Annotated in this window: 20 protein-coding genes, 2 pseudogenes and 2 CRISPR repeat arrays; of the genes and pseudogenes, 11 read left to right on the forward strand and 11 right to left on the reverse strand. The window is 36.8% G+C overall.

Going from position 1 to position 21,576, the window contains the following annotated elements:
* The first annotated feature begins 8 nt into the window (after positions 1–8).
* The gene (locus OTJ99_RS00105; protein ID WP_045166007.1) at positions 9–884 is read left to right on the forward strand and encodes a TPM domain-containing protein; all 876 of its coding nucleotides are present in this window, start codon (positions 9–11) and stop codon (positions 882–884) included.
* 48 nt (positions 885–932) lie between these two features.
* Here the strand turns inward: OTJ99_RS00105 and OTJ99_RS00110 are convergent, their stop codons facing one another.
* Positions 933–1,316: a hypothetical protein gene (locus tag OTJ99_RS00110; RefSeq protein WP_045166006.1), complete on the reverse strand. Its 384-nt coding sequence runs from the start codon at positions 1,314–1,316 to the stop codon at positions 933–935.
* 150 nt (positions 1,317–1,466) lie between these two features.
* Positions 1,467–1,962: a CRISPR direct-repeat array (repeat unit 30 nt; unit sequence GTTTCAATCCCCAAAGGGCAGGCTACAAAC).
* A gap of 528 nt (positions 1,963–2,490) precedes the next feature.
* On the opposite strand from OTJ99_RS00110, the gene csx2 reads away from it, so the two are divergent.
* The gene (gene csx2, locus OTJ99_RS00115; RefSeq protein WP_045166004.1) at positions 2,491–3,819 is read left to right on the forward strand and encodes a TIGR02221 family CRISPR-associated protein; all 1,329 of its coding nucleotides are present in this window, start codon (positions 2,491–2,493) and stop codon (positions 3,817–3,819) included.
* Positions 3,820–4,054: 235 nt separating this feature from the next.
* Here the strand turns inward: csx2 and OTJ99_RS00120 are convergent, their stop codons facing one another.
* From OTJ99_RS00120 to cas4, 7 genes are all read right to left on the reverse strand, one after another.
* Complete coding sequence (locus OTJ99_RS00120; RefSeq protein ID WP_045166003.1) at positions 4,055–6,529, reverse strand: CRISPR-associated helicase/endonuclease Cas3; 2,475 nt, start codon at positions 6,527–6,529, stop codon at positions 4,055–4,057.
* Positions 6,504–7,235 (reverse strand): type I-B CRISPR-associated protein Cas5b, encoded by a 732-nt coding sequence (gene cas5b, locus OTJ99_RS00125; RefSeq protein ID WP_045166002.1) that lies wholly within the window; start codon positions 7,233–7,235, stop codon positions 6,504–6,506. Before cas5b ends, OTJ99_RS00120 begins: the two co-directional genes overlap by 26 nt.
* Positions 7,236–7,257: 22 nt before the next feature.
* On the reverse strand, positions 7,258–8,241 hold the full coding sequence (gene cas7b / locus OTJ99_RS00130; protein ID WP_045166001.1) for a type I-B CRISPR-associated protein Cas7/Csh2: 984 nt from the start codon (positions 8,239–8,241) through the stop codon (positions 7,258–7,260).
* A 49-nt stretch (positions 8,242–8,290) separates the two neighbouring features.
* The gene (locus OTJ99_RS00135; RefSeq protein ID WP_269015377.1) at positions 8,291–10,222 is read right to left on the reverse strand and encodes a TIGR02556 family CRISPR-associated protein; all 1,932 of its coding nucleotides are present in this window, start codon (positions 10,220–10,222) and stop codon (positions 8,291–8,293) included.
* A gap of 79 nt (positions 10,223–10,301) precedes the next feature.
* Positions 10,302–10,565, reverse strand: a complete 264-nt coding sequence (cas2, locus tag OTJ99_RS00140) for a CRISPR-associated endonuclease Cas2 (RefSeq protein ID WP_013291506.1) — start codon at positions 10,563–10,565, stop codon at positions 10,302–10,304.
* Positions 10,566–10,581: 16 nt separating this feature from the next.
* Positions 10,582–11,577, reverse strand: a complete 996-nt coding sequence (gene cas1b / locus OTJ99_RS00145) for a type I-B CRISPR-associated endonuclease Cas1b (RefSeq protein WP_045165999.1) — start codon at positions 11,575–11,577, stop codon at positions 10,582–10,584.
* Entirely contained in the window at positions 11,574–12,077 is a 504-nt protein-coding gene (cas4, locus tag OTJ99_RS00150) for a CRISPR-associated protein Cas4 (RefSeq protein ID WP_045165998.1), read from the reverse strand. Before cas4 ends, cas1b begins: the two co-directional genes overlap by 4 nt.
* 229 nt (positions 12,078–12,306) lie before the next feature.
* A CRISPR array of direct repeats spans positions 12,307–14,003; the repeat unit is 30 nt; unit sequence GTTTCAATCCCCAAAGGGCAGGCTACAAAC.
* 466 nt (positions 14,004–14,469) lie between these two features.
* Between cas4 and OTJ99_RS00155 the strand changes: the two genes are divergently transcribed.
* The 5 genes and pseudogenes from OTJ99_RS00155 to csx1 all read left to right on the forward strand — a co-directional run bounded on the left by OTJ99_RS00155 (position 14,470) and on the right by csx1 (position 17,769).
* Positions 14,470–14,733, forward strand: coding sequence for a hypothetical protein (locus tag OTJ99_RS00155; protein WP_052671510.1), 264 nt, complete (start codon positions 14,470–14,472; stop codon positions 14,731–14,733).
* Positions 14,734–14,895: 162 nt separating this feature from the next.
* Positions 14,896–15,267 carry a hypothetical protein gene (locus OTJ99_RS00160; protein ID WP_157841368.1) on the forward strand — a complete coding sequence of 124 codons (372 nt, stop codon included), beginning with the start codon at positions 14,896–14,898 and terminating at the stop codon, positions 15,265–15,267.
* A gap of 1 nt (position 15,268) precedes the next feature.
* Positions 15,269–15,640, forward strand: a complete 372-nt coding sequence (locus OTJ99_RS00165) for a hypothetical protein (RefSeq protein ID WP_052671508.1) — start codon at positions 15,269–15,271, stop codon at positions 15,638–15,640.
* Positions 15,641–15,904: 264 nt separating this feature from the next.
* Positions 15,905–16,303: a CRISPR-associated protein Csx20 gene (gene csx20, locus OTJ99_RS00170; RefSeq protein ID WP_045165997.1), complete on the forward strand. Its 399-nt coding sequence runs from the start codon at positions 15,905–15,907 to the stop codon at positions 16,301–16,303.
* 44 nt (positions 16,304–16,347) lie between these two features.
* A pseudogene (gene csx1 / locus OTJ99_RS00175) lies at positions 16,348–17,769 on the forward strand (CRISPR-associated CARF protein Csx1).
* A gap of 305 nt (positions 17,770–18,074) precedes the next feature.
* On the opposite strand, the gene spoVAE reads toward csx1, so the two are convergent.
* The 3 genes and pseudogenes from spoVAE to spoVAC all read right to left on the reverse strand — a co-directional run bounded on the left by spoVAE (position 18,075) and on the right by spoVAC (position 19,988).
* Complete coding sequence (spoVAE, locus tag OTJ99_RS00180; RefSeq protein WP_045165996.1) at positions 18,075–18,428, reverse strand: stage V sporulation protein AE; 354 nt, start codon at positions 18,426–18,428, stop codon at positions 18,075–18,077.
* A 41-nt stretch (positions 18,429–18,469) separates the two neighbouring features.
* A pseudogene (spoVAD, locus tag OTJ99_RS12915) lies at positions 18,470–19,481 on the reverse strand (stage V sporulation protein AD).
* A 48-nt stretch (positions 19,482–19,529) separates the two neighbouring features.
* Positions 19,530–19,988, reverse strand: coding sequence for a stage V sporulation protein AC (gene spoVAC / locus OTJ99_RS00200; protein ID WP_083943563.1), 459 nt, complete (start codon positions 19,986–19,988; stop codon positions 19,530–19,532).
* 212 nt (positions 19,989–20,200) lie between these two features.
* Here spoVAC and OTJ99_RS00205 point away from each other — a divergent pair, with 212 nt between their 5' ends.
* The 4 genes from OTJ99_RS00205 to OTJ99_RS00220 all read left to right on the forward strand — a co-directional run bounded on the left by OTJ99_RS00205 (position 20,201) and on the right by OTJ99_RS00220 (position 21,528).
* Positions 20,201–20,413, forward strand: coding sequence for a DUF1659 domain-containing protein (locus tag OTJ99_RS00205; protein ID WP_045165995.1), 213 nt, complete (start codon positions 20,201–20,203; stop codon positions 20,411–20,413).
* 66 nt (positions 20,414–20,479) lie between these two features.
* Positions 20,480–20,689 carry a DUF2922 domain-containing protein gene (locus tag OTJ99_RS00210; RefSeq protein ID WP_039767048.1) on the forward strand — a complete coding sequence of 70 codons (210 nt, stop codon included), beginning with the start codon at positions 20,480–20,482 and terminating at the stop codon, positions 20,687–20,689.
* A gap of 99 nt (positions 20,690–20,788) precedes the next feature.
* Positions 20,789–20,938: a YvrJ family protein gene (locus tag OTJ99_RS00215; protein WP_011915711.1), complete on the forward strand. Its 150-nt coding sequence runs from the start codon at positions 20,789–20,791 to the stop codon at positions 20,936–20,938.
* A gap of 77 nt (positions 20,939–21,015) precedes the next feature.
* Complete coding sequence (locus OTJ99_RS00220) at positions 21,016–21,528, forward strand: hypothetical protein (RefSeq protein ID WP_045165994.1); 513 nt, start codon at positions 21,016–21,018, stop codon at positions 21,526–21,528.
* The last annotated feature ends 48 nt before the right edge of the window (positions 21,529–21,576 follow it).

Here is a 21,576-nt window from a genome sequence, read left to right on the forward strand (position 1 = left end):
GATTTACAATGAAAGTAAAACAGGCTAAATTCCATTGTGTACTTGCAGCGTCATTTGCAGTAGCAGCTTTGATTTTATTTACATCTTTTGCTGTAGCTTTTGCCCAGATTCCGGAAAAACCTGTTGAAAATATCTATATTTTTGACTATGCAGACTTAATTGACAGCTCTGATGAAGATGAAATGAGGGCTTTGGCAAAGGAGATAGAAGACAGAACATCTGCAGAGATTGTTGTTGTAACTGTACAGACACTTGGCAGCTATACAATAGAGGAGTATGCAAATAGGCTTTTCCGAAGCTGGGGGATTGGAGGCAAAGAGCTTAACAATGGAGTTTTGATTCTTGTAAACAGAGAAAACTTACTTTCAGGCAAAAAAGGAAAAATAAGAATAGAAGTTGGATATGGTTTAGAAGGTGCAATTCCGGATGGCAAGGCAGGAAGGATACTTGATGAGTATGCTATACCAGCTTTTGAGAGAAAAAAATATTCAAAGGGGATAAAGGATACATTTTTAGCTGTTGCAAGCGAAGTTGCAAAGGAGTATGGGCTGAAAATAGAAGAACTTTCCAGCTATGGTATAGATGAAAGTGGTGATGCTACGTCGACAGAAATTCAAGTGGGCGACCAGGGCTCAGACCAAGAGTCTGATATTCCGGATTTTGCAATTTTTGTTGCTGTAGTTCTAATAATAATATTTTCATTTATTGGTAGAAGACGAAAGAGAATTTACTGGTGGGGACAGGACCCATGGGATGAGGATGATGACCACCACCATTTTGGTGGTTTTGGCGGATTTGGTGGGTTTGGCAGAGGTGGTGGAGGTTCTGGTGGATTTGGCGGCTTTGGAGGAGGTTCTTCTGGCGGTGGTGGCGCAAGCAGGTGAAAAACCTACTTGCGCAAAATTTTTGTTTTAAAAACTTTTCTTTCCTCATCAGTCGTCCCACTCATAATCAAAGGAATCCCAAAAATCAGGGTCGTCAACAATATCGTCCATTTCGCTTGACATCTCATAGTCTGCATCAAAAAGGTCAAAGTCATCTTCCAATTCTTCTTTGAAATATTCGTCTTCTTCCAAAAAGCAGTCTTCCACCTCTTCTTCGTTTTGCGGTTCGATATAATTTTCAATCTGTTTGCTTTTTAGCATTTTTTCATATTCTTCATTAAAAGTGGAAGTGCAGTACAGGTAAAGGACATTTTCGGGATCGTGTGGCAGGTAACACTTTCCTTCTATTCGTTTTTTAAACTCTGAATAGGCTTGATACTCAAATAAAATCTGTTCGTAGACTTCCTTTGGACTTTTTGGAATAGAAGACATGTGTTATTTCCCCCTTCTTATAAAAGGAAGATTCCTCTCTTAATGATAGAATAGGAAAAGCAGGAGTTAAAGTTAAATTTTTTGCGAAGTTTGAACATTAGTGCAGGCTACAAGCGTGGGAAAATCTGTTTGAAAGGGAGTGAAATAAAAGTTTCAATCTCCAAAGGGCAGGCTACAAACTAAGCTTAACAAGAGAGGAGGTGAGATCAAGACGAAGTTTCAATCCCCAAAGGGCAGGCTACAAACTACATATGCAAATCTAACACGTGTTAACCCAAAAGCGTTTCAATCCCCAAAGGGCAGGCTACAAACATAGGTTGAAGGGGATAGTGAAGAAGTTGAGGGAAATGTTTCAATCCCCAAAGGGCAGGCTACAAACGTATGACGAATTGGTTAAAGTGGCTATGGATTTAGAGTTTCAATCCCCAAAGGGCAGGCTACAAACGAGTAGCTTGTATTTAGGGATTGAGAGAGTTGAAGATGTTTCAATCCCCAAAGGGCAGGCTACAAACGTTTTTCAATCAAATATTTCTTTTGTTGTTGCGGCGGTTTCAATCCCCAAAGGGCAGGCTACAAACCCCTCTGGGGGGGAAACCGTTTATGCCGCGAAAGCCCTGTTTCAATCCCCAAAGGGCAGGCTACAAACACGTTCAAATGCTTGATTTCATTATATCAACTTTATGCAAAGGTGTCAATGTTTTTATATCAGTACATCATATCAAAGTGCTGCTCAAATCAGAAGATTCAAGAGCTAAACCCTCATCAATCCCTTTCGTCTATCCAGCTGTTGCCAGAAATCAAGCCAAAGCCTTGCTATATCGAAATTAAACCGTATCCAAATCAAAACTCAAAAATTTTGCACCGGAGGTCGACGGAAGTGACTTTTGGTCAAAATGAATATATAATCGTAAAATTAATGTATTATATGCATAATCATAAAATAAGCAGAAAGTTGTATTTCGGCAAAAAGAAATTCATCTCAATCACCCCTGTAGATGATATTTAGGAGTCATATTGTTTACAAGAATAACTAATTATAACTATATTGTGCAAAAGCAGAATTTATTTTTTTGCGAATTTTGTCAAAAAGAAGAGCGAGAAGCGTTTAAAAAAAGGAAAAATTGGTTTATAATTTTGCTTAGAAGAACCGCTATAATCAAGGGGGTTTTTAAAGGTGAATGTACACAAAGCTTCGAATATCCTAATTTCCGTAATAGGCAAAGGTCGACTTAAAAAGGACCAAACAGTGGGTTATGAACAAACTGAATACGTTTTTAATCCTGACTGTGAAAACAATAAAAGATATACAGCGTCAAAGACAGCCTTTTTTGGTATTGCCCTATATGAATATCTTAGAAACGTTGAGAGCATAAACATTGACAAGTTTATTATAATTGGCACTAATAAATCAGCGTGGTCAGAACTTTACCAAATTCTTCCCCATGATGTACAAAGCTCAGAAGGCATAACTGAGATGTGCTTGAAAGTGTATGAAGAAGAAAAGAAAGGTATTTCAGAGCAAACGCTTTTAAAGTGGCAAAATACTTTAACAAAGTATGTACCAAGCCTTAAGTTTCATAAAATAGAGCCAGTTGAACTTGGTAAAGGCATTGACATACTTTTGAAAGAGCTTGATAAAGATGGTGCCCACAATGTAATCTTTGACATGACGCACGCCTTTAGGAACATTCCTATTGTTTTTTCCTATGGTATAATGCTTTTGAAATATTTGAGAAAGATAAACAACATAAGAATATTCTATGGTGCACATGAGATGAAAGAATACTTCTCAGGGCTTGTGGATGGACAATCTCCTGTAATTGAAATTTCTTTTATAGACAAACTGGTCAAAATGATTGAGGCGATGGCTACCTTTGAAAATTCTGGCTACTTTGTGCCCATTTTGAATCAACTTGGTTTTGGCAACAAAGAGAAGACATATTTCAGGCTGGAGATGAACCGCCAGCCACGAAGAGAGATTGAAGAGATAATAAAAGGGCTTGAGGATAAACTAAATACAGCTGAGCATGATTATGAAAGAGAAATAGTTGAGATAATGTACAGAGAATTTTGTGAAATGAACAGGCAGGAAAAACTCTTTCAGAGAATGTACAAAAGATCTCAGTTTTTCTATGAAAGAAAACAGTATCTCAAGGCTTTGATTCTTCTTTATGAAGCAACAATTGTACTTTTTGCAGATGTATATAATATAAAAGACAATATGAATTACGATGCACGTGAAGAGGCACGAGATAAACTAAGAAATGAAATAAAGAATGTTGGATCTGATGCAAATTCAAATAGACTAATCAAAGACCAAGAGGAAGCAGAAATACTAAAAGAGTTAGAATATGTTAGGAACGCTGCAGTGCATGGTTCATCATCTCGCAGCAATCAAAACTATTTAGAAGATATTGACTCATTCAAAATACTTTTTAATTCAGCGCTGAAAGTATTTGAAAAGCTACTCAGAAGAAGAGATGAGATTAAAAAAAGTTTCTGAATATCCCTTTTAAAAGACCGATGAAAAAACAACCTATTAAATATGATAGAACAAGGGCAATTGATAAAAGAGGAATAAGTATAGGTACAAGAAGGATAAGAATGATAATTCCAAAAATAACTCCCATGCAAAACACCGCCTTTTTGTTAATATACGTTGTTTTTTCGCTACTATTTTTACCCTCTGAAAAGTCTATAAAAACCTACAGGTAAGACAAGGGAGAAAGCAAAAAGTATTAAAAACTCAGGTAGCTTTCTCCCTTTGTTTTAAAGCCTGTCATCAGGTCATAAAAGTCGTTGAGCTGGCTGTGCGGCACATAGAGTATAAGATTTTCAAAATTAGTGGGGATATTGTCTGTCTTTGGCACAGAGATGACGTAGTCGTAAAAACTTTTGCGAATCTCCAAAAACCTCTTTTTTCTTTCAAAAAAGTCTTTGATCTCACGAATTTCTACAAATCTCTGCCAGATAATTTTTGCTTCCTCATCTGCCTCAACAAATACATCTATTTTGTAAGGTTCATCCTCGATGAGTTTAAAACTTCCGATTGCCGCTGTCTCAGAGTCGGATGAGGTGTAAAGAAGTCTGTAAATTGCCTCAAGAAATTTTTGTGATGTTCCCTTATCGTCGCTGCTTGTTTCAATCACGCCGCGTCTTGCAAGTTCTTTGTAATACTCAAAGATTAGCTCTGCAAACTTACTTTCATCAACCTTTTGAAATTGACTTAAAATCTTTTTGGTTGCATCAATCAATAGACTATCATAAACCTCTGTTGCAAAAAGTCTTCCTCTTTCAGATACAAGTTCAACAACTGTTACTTTGCTCTTTCCTTTTTTGCCTTCTCTGTTTGCCCTTCCTGCTGCTTGGATGATTGAGTCAAGCGGAGCAATGTCTCTTACAACATGGTCAAAATCAACGTCAACCCCTGCTTCAACAAGCTGGGTTGATACAACAATTTTGTACTTCTTATTTTTAATTTGCTCAATTCTTCTCAATCTTTCTTTTGGGATTATATGAGTTGTCAGAATTGTAATTTCGTCCTGCATGTCAGGAAATCTTTGATTTATAAGTTCGTACAAGTTTTTTGCACTGCTTACAGTGTTCATGACAAAAAGGTAAGTTTTTTCTTCTTCAAACTCAAAGTTTGCCACAAACTCTTCAAGTCTTATTTTTGAGAAATTATTGTCAAAATACAACTCTGTTCGACAAAGTTTGTCAAAATAGTTCTCCGGTTTTACAATACTGATGGCTCTACTTTTGTCAACAATAAACGGCATTGTGGCAGTTGAAAGGATTATGTAGCAGTTTAGGCTATTACACATCTTCTCAAAAAGATTCTTGCACAAAAACCAATACTCTGAGTTTATAGCCTGTACCTCATCAAGAATGATAATTGAATTAGCAATTCTGTGAAATTTTCTCATATTTGAATTTTTGTTTGTCAGAATACTCTCCAAAAACTGGACAAATGTAGTGACGATTATATTTGAGTTCCAGCCTTCTATTAAAAGTTTTGCAATGTCTTTGTCAAAGATTTCCTCTTGGTTGTTCTGAAGACCATCTTTGGTTTTGTAGGCAATATCACTTAGGTGATGGTGCTTTAAAATGATGTCTGAAGTTGTGTCAATGCCACAAAAGCTTAAAATCTGTGAGATGACGTTATAATTTTGCTCAATGATAGATAAAAAAGGAAGTGAGTAAATTATTCTAAATTTGCTGCCGAATTTATCTTGAGCAAATCTTCTTAGCTTTAGTGCAAAAGCAAAAGAGATAATAGTTTTTCCAAGCCCTGTTGGAAGACAGAGGGTGTAGATACGTCTATTTTCGTCAATCTCACAATTTATTGCTTCTTCAAAAGCACTGTCTCTTAAAGCTTTTATTGAATTTTCGAAGTTTTCAGGCTTGAAAATTCTTCTCCTGAAACTATCCACATCAGTGTGAGAAAGGTTTAGCTCTGGAATATCAACCAAAGTGCCAAAGATTGCCTCTGTTTTGTCTGCATCCAGGAGGATAGAATACAACAAATTTAGCATGAAAAAGAATTTCATCTCTGTGTCAAAAAGCTTTCTGAAGGCTCTTTTAAAAAGCTTTATTGAGTTTTTTGCATGGTCTACAAATTCTCTTAAGATATCTGTTGTCAAAAAACCAATTTCAATTTCAGGGTAAAGAGTGGAAATATTAGAAATAAGAGTATTAAACTTCTCTTTGTCAATATTCTCAATCTGCTCATAGCAAAGTTCTAAATCATCTTCTGAGATCAATATCATATCTGATGCTGCTTCTAAATCACCGTGATGTTTTAAAGTAGCAAAAAATGCTAAAATTGCAGTAAAGCCTTCAAAAGCTTTGTCCTCTTGGATTTTCTTATCTTCAATGAGCCTATTTAATGTTCCCCAAACACAGATAGCAGAGATGAGAGAGTGGCGCGATAATCTGGTTTTTGGTTTCTTTTTATCAAAAAGATAAGCTTGAAAAAAAGAAGTTGCCTTGCCGATGTCATGCAGCAAGGCTGTAATTTTTGCAATCTGGGAAAGAAACTTTGTTGAACAAAGTGCAATGTTCTTCTCTGAAGCAAAGGAGTTAGCTAAAATGCTGGTGTTTGCAAGATGAACCTCTAAAGGCTTTGCGCCTTCTATCCCGCCGTCTTTGCCGGGGTGAGAAAAAAGGCCAGACAAATTTCTGTTATCAAAACAAAAGGATGTTCTCTCCATTTTGGACCTCCACATAACTTGATGGTCTTGCTAAAAGTTCTTTTCCAGTAGGTTCGAAAATGACGTCTTCGTATTTTACAACTTCTCTTGTCCTGAGCATGTAAAGTGGCATTCTCTCTTTAAAGTAGCTTTTTCCAGCTTCAATCCTTAGGGGTGTATCTGCTTTGCTATCTAAATAGCTTAAAGGAATTGGTGTGCAAAGGCTTACATAATCATCTGGCATGTCCTTTTCAAAAGCCTCAAATACTCCGACAAATTCAAAGTCAGCAAGAAATTCAGAAAGACCCATTGAAAGAGTGAAAAAGCTTTTGTGTTCTCGCAAAAATTCAACAAGTTTTTGAAAGACATTGGTAGATGTATGGGTTGCGTAAATTCTAAAACAAGGATCTTTTAAAAGCTCAAACCTCATCTGTGTTCGTGGCTGGCGGTTTTTGGTTTTTATAGGCTGCCATCTTCCTTCTTTTGTGTCTATGTGATTTATTCCCATTCTGATTTTTTTCACAGGGGTTAAAATTCTTATGCCAGCCCGAAACTTACCATACTCTAAAACATCAAGATACTCTTTTTTGTCAAGACCCAAGATTGCTCCCACCATCCCCTGGATGGTTGGGAATGGTGGGAAAGGGTATGTTATTGGCGAAGATGTTGAATAAAACTTACCAAAAAAACCAAAGTCAGCTTTGATATCAAATACAGCTACTTTCATATCACATCACCTTAAAGCTTAATCAATCAAATTTAAGAACTTTGACTCTATCACCCAAGAAAGAAAGAGCATCTTTTAGCTGAACAAATTTGCCCTCGCATACAAAGCTGAGAGAATCATCAACAGCTACTTCAATCTTTTGAATCTTATCCTGATACTTTGTAAACTTTTCAACAAGTCGTGTAATATCAAGTTGGAAGTCTTCTGGTGATCGTATAGCAGTATCTGACTTTTGGGAAATGAGCTTCACAAGTTTGTCAAGTTCACCAATGTAAAAACCGCTCTGGTTATATTCAACCCTTACAAGAAGCCTTGGCATCTGACCAAACTTTGAGCGTGAAATCAGGTTTTTGGTCCCGCACCAAAGAGCCTCTAAAAGAAGCTGAACATCTTGTTCTGTTACAGGCAACTCTTGACATAAAGCTGCATTTTCATTTACAACACCATAAAAAGCAATCAGAGCATACGGTAGAATATAGCATTCTGTAAATGTTCCTTGGTCTTTTCCCTCTCCAGATGGCATAACTGTTGTGCCTTTGACAAGCATGTACTCGACTTTATGCAAAGACCTTCCGAATTTGAACTGAACAGGTCCTGTAAAGGTAATTGCGCCGGTTTCCTCTGATGAATCTTCGTCTGACTTGCTCTTTCTCTTTTCGTCCTTGCTCTTTAAAGTGGTTGTACCCCCAAAAAGCCTTATGTCAATGTAGTCTTTTAACTTTTCTTTGCTGAGATTATACTTTGAGAATTTGTCAGACTTTGTCATGAGCTTTCCATCTTCGGAGATTTCTCTTAAGATGAACACAGGCAAGTTCTTGTACTCTGCCCAGTAATCCCTGCAGGTTCTTTTTAAGCGCACATCTGTTACTATGCATATATCTGTCTCAGGGTCAATTCTTGGCTTATTTTCATCAAGTGGGTCACCGTTTGGGTTTGCGTCTGTTACATCGTATAAAAACAAAATCTCAGACCTGTTTTTGATAATGTTATTGTTTAAATTTTCCATATCGAAAATTCCCCCTTCTGATTATTTGAATTTTTTAAAACATAAGGTTTTATTCTTCATCTTCAGCCTCTTCTATGTCATTTGTCAATTTCTTTGCAAGGTCCCTGATTTTTTGACCAAGATTCATACCACAGGCAAAGTAAAAACTTACCTCATCGGAAGATAATTTCCAGTCAGCTGGCGCTTTTAGCAAAAGATCTGAAGCTGTAGCAGCAACAAGTTTCTTTGCCTTGCCAAACGCTGAGTATTCCATAAGTTTGTTTTCAATCTTTGGCAGAAGTGAGATGATATCAGCTTGTTTTAACCTAAGCCCTTTCAAATTTTTGGCAAACGGCGGCATTTTTCCAGGCGCTTTTTTAAGACCCGCTGACTGAATTCTCAAAAGCATGTCACAAAGCGCGCCAACAAGGATAATTCCTTTTACAGCAGGGTTTGCAGATGCAACAGGAAACTCATTTAAAATCTCGTCAAACGGAGTTTCAAAAGGCATATTCATCTCATCTCCTTTTAGCTTTAAAATGTTTAGTTTACTCAGAAATTCTAAAACTTCCATTGCATAGCTACAAGAAACGTAGAAAGCTGATAAGTCGCTATTTACAATGTCATCCTGAAGCCTTCGACAAAAATGAGAGAGTAAAAAGTCAAAGTCAATTGGCTTTTTCTTAAAAATGCTTTCTGTTATCTCTAAAAAATAGCTGTCGAGATCTGGCTTTTTCCTAAGCCTGTTGCTCTTTGAGAAAAAGTATTTAATCTGCTGGAATGTAAAGTCAATGTCAGGGTTGTCAAAGAGTTTGCGAAATTTCTTTTCTGTATGTCTTTTTGCATCAAATATGTTCTTTAAGTGTGATGGAAAAACATCTTCAATCAGAAGGACAATTCTCTCCGCGCCCATTTGTGTTGTTAAAAACAGGAATGTAACTGACATAGAGTCATTAAATTCGCTCACAATTTCAAGAATTTCATTTTCATCGTCTGTGATATGCTCTAATTTTCTCTCACCAAGTCGGATGTCTTTTTGTGTTTTTTCAAGAATATCAAGGATTTCTGCATATTCAGAGTCAAATCCAAGTGTAAACTTTGGTATGAGAAGGTATCTAAAGTTGTAAAATTTAAATTGAAGGTTTTGTTCCAAGTACTTTCTACTTCTACTGAGGTGTGTATGACAGCTTGAACATACAGGGAAGTTTTTCCATGCATTCTCAGGCGAAAATCCACCTTTTATAAACCCCGGCTTATCAATGGTATAGAATTTGAAAACGTTGACCATACCAGAGACATTTTCTCTTTTTTGTTTGCACAAAGAACATGTTTTATCCTGCGAACTTGACCTTTGGTTTTTCTCTTTTATAAGTTCAAGCAAAAACAGTTTGAAAATCTCATATTCGCCAATGTACTTACCATTGATGAGAAAAGAGAGAAGTATGCTATTTCCTTTTTTAAGCTCAATGTCATAAATGGTTTGGGAAATGTCATCTATAATTCTTTTTCTTTGCTCTTTTATGGTTTGTGTTATCTTTTCAATAAAATCTGCATCAGATTGAGTTAAAATTTTTAATTTCGAGAATTTCTTAGCAAGAGGCTGTGCCTTGTTCGAAAACCAGTTTTCAACCTTTTGCTGAAACGTCTTTTCAACTTGGGATTTTATGTTATCTTTTATTTGGGCCTCTGACATATTTTTTGTAGCTTTTGGCTTTACAAGAGTACATGTAGGTGAAAAGTTTGTCCCACCGCCTTTTGCACCTTGGCTGAAAAGGTAAAATTGTGTTCTTGACTCCATTGGGTCTTGAAGTTCAAGCCCGCAGTATTCAAACTTTCCCTGGTTTTGATTTAAAAGGATAAAAAGAATTTTTTCGCTTTCAATTCGCGATAAAAAAGAAGAAAGATTATTTGATAAAACATCAGAGGAGCTGCCCTCTTGTGAGACTGACTTTGATTTTCCCTCCAGCACGAATCTACCCAGTTCAGCAACAGCTTCAATCATTTTTTTGGCACCTCTTTGATTTTACTAAAATTTAGCTTATCACAACCAAATTAGAATTTCAACCATGTAACTTAATTTTTTAAATAAATCTGTCTAAGTTGTTTTTCTCAACACCAAGTATTTCTCTTTGGGAATAGAGGCGACTTTGAAAGTTGTAAATAATAACAGAGTCTTCTTCAAGGTTTAGCTTTTGAGAAAGCTCAAACTTTAGCTTTTTCAGCTTTGCCTCTGAAATCTCACCTTCAAACACAGAGTTTTGCACCCAGTTGAGGTATTTTCGGCACACCTTTAATGCTTTTGCAACACGCTTTTCATTGACATCGTACACGAGGATTGTGTACAAATCCTCTTCACCTCAATTACCATTGGGTTACATATGGCTGATATTCCTTTTCGCCCATGAGATGCTTTTCAATCTTATAAAGCTCAATTCTTATAAGCTGCCTGTATGAGACATAATTACCAATGTTCTTAACAGAGATTGTTGTTGAGAGTCTTTGTTCAAGTTCATCAATAAAAAGCTTTTTGGCAAAATCTGTGATAACTATTCCCTCTAAGTCCTGTTCAAAGTGCTCGGGCTTTAACATGTTCTTTGAGATTATTGAAAAGATAAGCCTGTCGACAATTATTGGCTTGAAGATTTCAGCAACGTCTAAGTTGAGTGTAAATCTTCTGAAATTTGTAGCGTGAAGATATCCTATCCGTGGGTCAAGATGAGTTCTGTAAATTTCTGAAAGAACAATTGTGTACATCATTGAATTGCCAAAACTAATTAGTGTATTGAGTGCATTTTTTGGTGGGCGTTTTGACCTTTTTTCAAACTTGAACTCATCTTTGTCTATGATGAGGTCAAAGGCTGAGTAATAGGTTTGCCTAATGTTTCCTTCAATTGCCATAAGGGAGTTTATATCATTTGTGTAGTTGATTTTGCTGAATAAGTTTTCTATTTGCTCTATATAAATTTTCAGGTCATCAATCCCACGGCTTTGATAATATTTTAATATTTGTCTCATATTTTTGTATGCGCCTTCCACAAATGCTTTTGCAAGGTAAAGTCTTTTGTTAGGGTCAAGATAATGTTCAGCTTGTTTTAGAATCATGTATCCAGAGTTTAGGTACTCACGTGGATAAAAGCTTCCAACGTAGTAGCCATACCTGTTGAAAAAGTGTAGAATTATCTCACTTTGAGTCAAAAACTCTAAAAATCTTTTGTTCAGCTCAACTTCTCCAAAGATATAAATCTCAGAAGTGTTTTCGACAGGTATGAACTTTTGCACACCTTCACTTTCAAAATACAGAGTGTTGTTTTTTCTTCTCAAGCTACCATCTGAAAAAATGTAAATTGGTCTTTTCATGCCCAGCAAAACTCCTTATACGAACATTTTGAACATGCTTTGATTTTCTGTGGTTGGGGTGGTAATTGAGAGTACAAAAATAAAGCAATCTCTTCTGTAAGAGTTTCTATTTCTTCTATATCGTCAGTAGTGAGTTCAACATCAAAAGTCTTTTTCTCTTCAGGAATAAGAAGTTTGCCACGCGCTTTAATGTTGTTTTTAAAGAGCTTATACAGGTAGAATTTTAACTGCAAGATTGCAGCATTCTTTGCACGTGATGATCTTTTAATTTCCCCAACCAGTAAGACTTCATCTTCTTGCCTGATAAGGTCTAAAACTACCCCGTCAAAGTAGACTTCTTTTTTATCATTCTTGTAATACTCTTGCGATATTAACTTGCCTATCTCCAAAAATGGATTGTCTGACGATGGACCGATATTTCGCGACAAAAGCCACGCCTGTCTTTTGCAAACAATGTATGCTTGTACAATCGAACCTTTGATGTCAAAAGCCTTTTCCAACTGCTTCTGACCTTCTTTCAAACAGCCGATTTTGAAATTTACAATTAAAATTTTACTTGTTTGAAACCTTTAAGAAAGGTCAAATTTTATGCGAAGTTAAAAGAAAGGACAATACGGAATTGGAACCCAAACATCTCAATCTCCAAAGAGAAGGCTCTTTCTTCTCAATCCCCAAAGGGAGGCTACAAACTATTTAGCCAAAGCGATTGGGAAAAGCGTTGCTGAGGTAGTTTCAATCCCCAAAGGGTAGGCTACAAACAAAATGAGGATTGTGGTGTATGGCTCAGGTGTGCGTGTTTCAATCCCCAAAGGGTAGGCTACAAACTTAGTTGACAAGAAATTCCAAACGTTGTAAGTATACGTTTCAATCCCCAAAGGGTAGGCTACAAACAAAGTTTTTTAGTCAAAGTAGAAAACTTGGTTATGACAGTTTCAATCCCCAAAGGGTAGGCTACAAACAAAGTGGTTAGTGCCTTGAGCTAACATCGGTATCTTAGTTTCAATCCCCAAAGGGTAGGCTACAAACTTGCACCACCTGCTCATGGTGTTCCAAGCAATTCTCTCGTTTCAATCCCCAAAAGGTAGGCTACAAACCGACTACCAGAAGGAAAGTTTTCTCTTTACTAATACGTTTCAATCCCCAAAGGGTAGGCTACAAACAATAAATATGGGAATTGTGAAATATGTGGAAAACCTGTGTTTCAATCCCCAAAGGGTAGGCTACAAACTTTTCAATATCAACGATGTTGAAGGATTGCCGAAGAAAGTTTCAATCCCCAAAGGGTAGGCTACAAACATGTTCACGTTCATAGTTTGATAGTTACAAGAGAAAGTTTCAATCCCCAAAGGGCAGGCTACAAACGTTGTTCGGGTAGCTCTTCAACAAGTGAAAACACAGCTGTTTCAATCCCCAAAGGGCAGGCTACAAACGGAAATCAAAGATATTAGTGCTTTAAGAGCGAATGTGTTTCAATCCCCAAAGGGCAGGCTACAAACACTCAAAGAGCTATATAATGGAAACGTAAAAAGTTTCAATCCCCAAAGGGCAGGCTACAAACTTTTCAGTTAGTGTCATATTTCTAATATCAATTGTGTTTCAATCCCCAAAGGGCAGGCTACAAACCTTTAAACTTCCATGTTCCTTGAGGTTCAAGATTGTGTTTCAATCCCCAAAGGGCAGGCTACAAACCCGTTTGGGCTATGCCAGATGGTAGCGTGAAAAAGGAAGTTTCAATCCCCAAAGGGCAGGCTACAAACGGATATGACATTATATTGATAACGCAGTTCGACAGAAGTTTCAATCCCCAAAGGGCAGGCTACAAACAGGGATTTTGATAAGTTTATGAAGAAGCTAAAAAGAGTTTCAATCCCCAAAGGGCAGGCTACAAACATTATTTCATGTCTTAAGATTTCGACCTGCTCATCTGGTTTCAATCCCCAAAGGGCAGGCTACAAACAAAAAATAACAAGAAGTGATTTGCTTCAAGCAATAGACAAGTTTCAATCCCCAAAGGGCAGGCTACAAACATAATAGAACGTATAAGCGTCCATGTAAGGATTAGGTGTTTCAATCCCCAAAGGGCAGGCTACAAACAGAAGCCGTGATAATTGATTTGGGCTCACACTTTTTGGTTTCAATCCCCAAAGGGCAGGCTACAAACTGCAGATGGTTGGGCTGGAAACGGTGTGCTAGGAACAGTTTCAATCCCCAAAGGGCAGGCTACAAACATTCTAAGAGAACTCTCAAACTACAAGAGATTAAAAGTTTCAATCCCCAAAGGGCAGGCTACAAACATATCTGGACTCAATTGTAGCAATGCAGCATTACAAGTTTCAATCCCCAAAGGGCAGGCTACAAACTAACCCAAGAGAGAAAATATTTGTGCAAATAACACCGTTTCAATCCCCAAAGGGCAGGCTACAAACACGTCAAATAGCTTGATTTTATTATATCAAGTTTATACACCCCTGTCAATGTTTTTATATCAAAACATCTGTGGAAAACTCAAATCAAGCCAGAAAAATCAAGCTATATAGTCACCCCAGATTCTTCCGTCTATCCAGCTGCTGCCAGAAGTTTTGCAAAAACCATGTCAAATCTTCTTGAAACCGCATACAAATCAAACCTTAAAATTTTACTACCTGAGGTCGACAGATGTGACTTTTGGTCAAAATGAAATTATATTCTATTTGTGTGTTTTAAAAATACAAATTGTTAATCACCCATCTTGTGATTTTGCGGAGTAGTTATAGGCAACCAAGTATGAGTTTAATTGAAGCAGCCCAGTAAAAGAATTTAACATGAAATCTACTTCGCATATTTTTTGAACTGAAAAAACCAAAATAATAGATAAAATACAAATTGTAAATAAAATTTAGGGGAGTTGAGAAAATGAAAAAGAAATTTGTAAAGATGTTGAGTTTAACTTTAACATTGGCTTTGATTTGCCTTTTTAGTCATACCATTTCATATGCGTTGACTTTGCCTGTGACGGTTAAGCTTTCAGACTATAAAGTTTATATAGATGGCGTTCAGTTGCCTGTTTACAGTGGTAATGGTAACTTGATGGTCAATGTTTTTCATTTAGATTACTATGGCTACAAAATTCTAAGTTCTGAAAATGAAGTTTATTGTTTCAGACAGCTTGGAGAGTAAGTAGTTGGTGTACCTCACAGCAAATGGAACGAAAAATTTAATACAGTTAACATCAAACCTAAAAACTGGTGCATTTTAAATGGTCAGCAGGTACCGGTATTGTATTTGAATAAACAACCTTTTATATTTCTAAATGAACTTTACAGGAAAAATGGTGTAAAAATGAATGGCAAAAGGGTAGATATTGTTTTAGGAATCTTGGATGGAGAGCAAAAAACTTCTGAGTATTATGACCAGTTAAATTTTTTGTTGAAAATACTAAAGAATGATACCAAAATAGTGGAATATACAATAGCTTATGCATATTATGACCCAAAAAAGAGGAAAAGCTATTTAGGAACAAGTGAGGGTATTGACGAGTTATTTGACGAAATGGAAAAAAATAATTATACTCTATTACAATACTATGTTCTTGGCTGTACTTATTACGACAGTGACTATGATAAGCAAGTTTACGTTTTTGAAGATTGTGTTGACCTGATAAAATACTACACTACTCAAGAATATATCAATCAAGTTAAGATTTATATTTGAATTGTATCAAAAGGCTAACAACAACTGTCCAATATATGTAAATAGCACCAAAGTAGACACCAAGACCTACAATTTTCCAGTTGCTAAAATTGAACTTTTTAATCTTTCTTTAACTCCTGTTGATGCGATAGAACTTTCGTTTTCGTGTTTAACAATTTTTGGTCAGCCGGCAAAAGACAGCAGTGGCTCAATGCAGTATACAGGAATAAAACAAAACATTTGCATACCTGCGCTTGACAACTACATGACATTATGGGATTTGTCGAAATATTCTTCTGTGGGTAAAATTTCAAATGTTGTGATAAAAAGATTGCATTTTATTGACGACAGTATATGGATAAATCAAAAGTCAACAGGTGGAAAGAGTTTTTAAAGATACTTTAAAAAACCTCTTGTATTTGCAACAGTTTTGGTTCTGCTCTTTAGTTGTTAAAGGGCTTTTGAGAGGGATTAAGAAAAGAACTTCAAGGTGCTTTAAAATGTGATATACTGATTTTTATAAAGAAAACTAAGTATATACAGATTTGAACAGAAAAAGAGGATTGTTTTTTACTCCTCTTTCCCGCCTTTTTTATGAAATCAATATTCAACTTTTTGGCAAAATAGTATATAATCTAAATTAAAGGAGTGAAAAGTTTTGAATAGGCTGTTTTTGATATTTAATCACACTCTCACAGAAGAACAGGAAAAAGAAGCAAGAGAGGTGCTTGGAGTTGAGGAGATAATTTCACTTCCTCAAGATTTGCAGAATTTTTGGAGCAACATACCGCCGGATGTTGATTTAAATGAGGAAATGTTCAAGCCTATTGTTTCATTTTTGAGTAGAAACAAAAGCCAAAACCTCAACTACTGCCTCATTCAAGGAGATTTTGGCGCAACAGTATATCTTGTCAGCTGGTGCTTCAAAAACGGTTTTATTCCTATTTATGCCACAACTAAAAGAACAGCTCAAGAAGTTATAAAGCCAGACGGTTCTGTTGAATTAATAAAGATCTTCAAGCATGAGAGATTCAGAAGATATATCCTTTGCAGCTAAAAAAATTTTGTCTGCAAACCTTTTTTGAAGAAAGGGGTTTTTATATGAAGATTATTTGCCAAATTGGGCGATTTGACAATCCCAAAGCTGCGCTAAAAGAGTTTTTTATAACCAAATTTAATGATGAGGTTGTAAACTTTTAAAAAGTTTCAGAGCTTTCCAGCTTTGTTTTAAGGAATTTTTTAAGACAGCAAGGGCAAGAGGCAAAAGCAGCTGTGATTTATCCTGTCAGCATTGTTCTAAATGAAAGGCTCAAAGATTGGGTAGAAGATGACTCATTAAAAGAGGAACTGGAAAGGATATATGAAAATCCTTCAGAATATCTCAAATCTCCTTTTGGAATAATAGACAGGCTTCCTCTTGAGAGGCTGAGAGATGAAACAGTTGTGATTCATTCGCTTGGGACATATCTTAAAAATATAGAGCTTGATGGTAGCTATGACGATATAGTCCCTGAGATTCTGTTTGACATGATAGAAAGGTATATGAATGAAGATGTGGATGAGATTTATCTTGACATCTCAAGTGGGCACAACATATACATATCAGCAATGATAGAGGCATCAAGGCATTTTGCGGTTTTTACAAGACTTATGCACTGGATTCATGAAGAAAAGCGCCCAAAGATATACCTTACGTTTTCAGACCCTATTATAGGAAGCACAGCAAAATCTTTTGAGATACATATTCAGCCACAGATCTATACAGCTTTTTTCTCATCCCCGATCAGCAAAAAAGAAGCCTGCGACCACAACTTTTCGTTTTTGAGAAATATCTATCAAGAGCCACAAGATGACCAGAAAGGCAACAATAAAGTTTTGCAAAAGCAACAAATACGACAGAAGAGAAAGTTTTTGAAAGAAAAGATAGAAATGTTTACCATTTTATTTTCAGCAATCAAAAATAACGTTCCACTGTATTTGTACTACCATCCATACCATTCTAGAGATGAGATAAAAAATGAACTTAAAAATCTCATCAGCCATGCAAAAGACCAGCTTTTAAAAGACTTTAAAAGCTCTCCAAAGCTCAACAAAAAAGCATACTTAGATGCAATTTTGAGTTTGGGATTTTACATGGGCATTGTTGAGGTTTTAGAGAAATACAACATTACAATGTTTTGCCAAGAGACTGGGTTTGATTTGGAGAATCTTGGGAAGACTTTTGCAGAGATTTATACAATATTTGGTATTCCGATGAACTGGACAATGCTTGGCAATAAGATTTCAAACGACACTGAAAAGATACAGGCGTATGGTGAGACTCAGCAGTGGACAAGGCTTAGAAAAATTGTCGACCCAACAAAACCAATTGCCGATGAACCAGACAAGAGAAATTTCTTTGCACATTCAGGGCTTGAAGGCAATGTCACAGAAGTCAAGTACGACGGCCTCAAAGTGTATGTTAGATATATTCGGGGACTTCCACAGGGCATGATAGACTGCTGGTTGAAAGAAAGAGTGTGAAATATGTTGATTTATCACAGTAAAATTGTAAGCCTTGCGGCTAGCTTGGCAAATCTTCCCGCAAGCCTTTTTTATTTAGTTGCGTCTGCTTTGGAATTTTTTAGACATTTATGTAAAAGAAAATTTTCTGTCTTTTCTTTCTCAGGGTTGTTTTTTGAATAGCTTACTATTTGGAAAAATTTCAATCCCCAGGGGGCAGGCTACAAACCAAGTCGTTTTTTGCCAAAATCCTCATTATTCTGAATGCCTTCTCCCTCTTGCATGACATTATCTGCAAGTGTTCCATGAATTACATTTCCGAAATTCTACTTACTCTTAGGATTAAAAATAAGCGCTATTACATACCCAAAAAACACAGCTGCGGCAATGCCGCCAGCTGTCCTTGAGACTCCCCCTGTGAATGCTCCTGTAAGCCCAATTTTCTTCACCTCTTCAGTAGCAGCTTTTGCTAAAGAATATCCAAAGCCAGGGAGAGGGACTGTTGTCCCAGCATCTGCAATATCAACAAGTTTTTGGTAAAGCCCAAGACATTGCAAGATTGCGCCAAGGGTTACAAAAAGCACAAGCATCCTTGCAGATGTCAGTTTTGTCTTGTCAATCAAAATCTGACCAGCAACACAGATAAGCCCGCCAACTACAAATGCCATTAAATAATCCATTTGTCATCATCACCTCTACAAAAGCGGATACATCAAAAGATTTACTCAATCTCAATTGAAAGTGCATGAGCAATCACAGGGATACTTTCACCAAGCTGGACTGTTGAAGAAGACAAAAGAGCACCAGTTGGTACAATGAGAATTCTTTTGAAAGTTTTTTGAAGCATGAGCTTGTAAAAGTATCCACCAAAGGTGCATGCAGAGGCCGCACATCCGCTTGCTCCAGCTCCTGTGTCTTGTGTCTTTTGGTCAAACATCAAAATTCCGCAGTCAAAAAGTTCAAATGGCAAGGTTTTCCTTCTTTTTTGAAAAGCTCTTCAAGAAGCTTTCTTCCCACATATCCTAAATCACCTGTGACAATTATATCGTAGTAGGTAAAATCTCTTTTTGTATCCTCAAGATGCGTGCTAATTGTGTCAAACGCAGCAGGTGCCATGCACGCACCCATGTTGTTCGGGTCTTTTATGCCATAGTCTAAGATTTTTCCGACTGTAATGTGAGTAATTTTAGGCTTTTGAGTGCCATCCTCAGGCTTTATCAAAAATGACGCTGCACCTGTGACAGTCCACTGCGCTGTCGGGGGCGCTGGCAACCAAGCTCCAAAGGGTATCTGAATTGCTTTTCAGCAGAGCAAAAGTGAGATGATGTTGCAGCAATTACGTTTTTTGCAAACCCACCGGCAACAAACACACACGCAAGCCCAACAGAGAGTGCAAAAGTTGAACATGCGCCATAAAGCCCTATAAATGGAATATCCAAATCTCTTGTGGCAAAGTGAGAGCTTGTGAGCTGGTTCAAAAGGTCGCCACTTAAGATCAGGGCAACCTTATCAAGAGGAAAACCACTTTTTTGAATAAGTTTTGAAATTGCTATGTTTAAAATCTTTCCTTCCGCAAGCTCCCAAGATTTTTGCCCGGCGTACTTATCCTCAATTACCATGTCAAAGAAAATTCCAAGCGGACCTTCCCCTTCCTTTTTACCAACAATGGTAAAACAGTCTGAGATTATAGGGCAGCTTTCAAACTTGAAAGTAGATTTTCCAACCTTTTTCAATCTGCCAAAGCCCCCTTTGCTGGCTTTTTAGTTCAGCCTTGAGGCCAATTAAATCTTTGGAAAAATTTTGACAAAATAGCACACAAAACCAATCAGTATTGAGGTGGATATTCTACAGACCAAAACAGGTTCTGCAATCAAGAACATCTTGCTGCCAACTCCAAACACAAATCCTTCCTTTTTGTACTCAACAGCAGGTGAAACAATTGAGTTTGAAAAACCGGTGATTGGAACAATGCTGCCAGCCCCTGCAAACCTGCCTATTTTGTCATACACGCCAATTCCTGTCAAAAACGCGCCAAGGAAAATCATTGTGATGGATGTAAGTGTCTGTGCCTCATCTTTTGGAAAGTACATTGAATATAGGTTTAAAAAGGCTTGACCAATATCACAAATAATTCCACCGACAACAAAGGCAAATATGCAGTTTTTGAGAAGGTTTGTCCTTGGCTCATGGGCTTTTACCATATCTTGATACTCTTTTGCCTTCTTTTCTTTAAGGTTCACCTCTATAGATTCCTCCTTAAAAAATGGGTTTCAAAAAGATATTATTTTAAGTTTTTTTGAGATTTATGCACATACAAATGAGATTTGCAGTCATCTGAGCGACATTTGATAGCAAATCTCACTCAGAATAACCAAACAAATATTCGTATAATTTTTGAAAGTGCCACAGCTACCCGATAAAATAGAAGCTGTAGAAAGGAGGTGAGGCGAAGATGGCAGCAAATCCACTTACAGGAAATCTTTTGATTAAACTTCAAAATGGGACAACTTCAACTGGCAAAATCAAAGTCAAAACACTCTCTTATGACATCCGACCAGATGCGCAGGATTTGGATGTTTATCAGGTTGCTCAAGCTATAGCAAGCCTTCAGACAAAGCCACTTTACACAGTCGTCAGACAGAACAACTTTGAGCTTGTGTACTGATACACTTGAGGTCTTGAGGCTTTAATGCCTCAAAAAGTCTTTTAGCAAGAAAGGAGGTGAGAAGCAGTGCTCACTTTGGTTTTGACATTCAGGCTTCAAAATGGCAAGACATTCAGGCTTTCAATTCCAGACCCCAAAAGCAATTTGACAGCACAAGAAGTTGAAAATGTAATGAATTTGATAATCCAGAAGAACATTTTTTCAGTGTCTGCACCAATTGTTGAGAAGGTTTCAGCAAGAATTATAGACAGAAATGTAAATCAGCTCATTGGCTAAAAATTAATGGGGCTGTCTTCTTAAAAGCTAAACAGAAGGCAGCCCCGATATGTCTTATATAAAAGTACATATGATTCAAATTAACAGGAGGTGATAGCAGTGCAGGAGATTATAACAAACATTGCTAACATAGGTTTTCCGATTGTACTTTGCGTATATCTTCTTACAAGATTTGAAAGCAAAATTGACAAGCTTTCTGACACCATAGACAAGCTCTCAGAAAAAATAATACAGATTAAAAGCAATTGACTTGCAAACAATTGTTCGTTATAATAAATATAAAAGTTGTAAAATCTGGTGAAGTATCAGAAGGATGGTGGTTTTAAATGGATAAGATTCCAAGAGACATTATATACTTTGTGCCACAGTATCTTGACAGCGGCGATGGAGTTATGCTTCTTCTTTTAAACGGTGAAAAGAAGGTTTGCCCTATGTCAATCAGAAGCTTTACAAAAAAGCTCTATTCTATGTATGCAATTGATCCTTTGACTATAAAAAAGCTCATCTCAAAAAAGATAGGGCAGAAGAACCTTCTTCCAATTGTTCTTCCAGATGCTACATTTATTCCTGTCAAGACCAGAAAGGCAAAAGTAGCAACAGACCCTATTTTTGGCTATGTGAACTTGTCTCAGGTTTTTAAAATAGATGAAAAGGAAGAAGGTTTTGAGATTTTATTCAAGTGCGGAGCAGTTTTGCAGTGTTTTGGCTCTGCAAAGTATTTTAAAAGAAGGATAACAGCTGCAAGCATAATCAGCGACTATTTCTCTTCAATGTGGGCAAAAGGAGTGTGCACAATAAAAGAAGAGTGTGAGCTTGAAAATGTCTTTAGTTTAGAGTAGGGCAAATAATTCATTTTGCATGTGGCATCAGGGCTGCAACATCCTTTT

Source organism: Caldicellulosiruptor naganoensis, assembly GCF_026914285.1.
Classification (GTDB): domain Bacteria; phylum Bacillota; class Thermoanaerobacteria; order Caldicellulosiruptorales; family Caldicellulosiruptoraceae; genus Caldicellulosiruptor; species Caldicellulosiruptor naganoensis.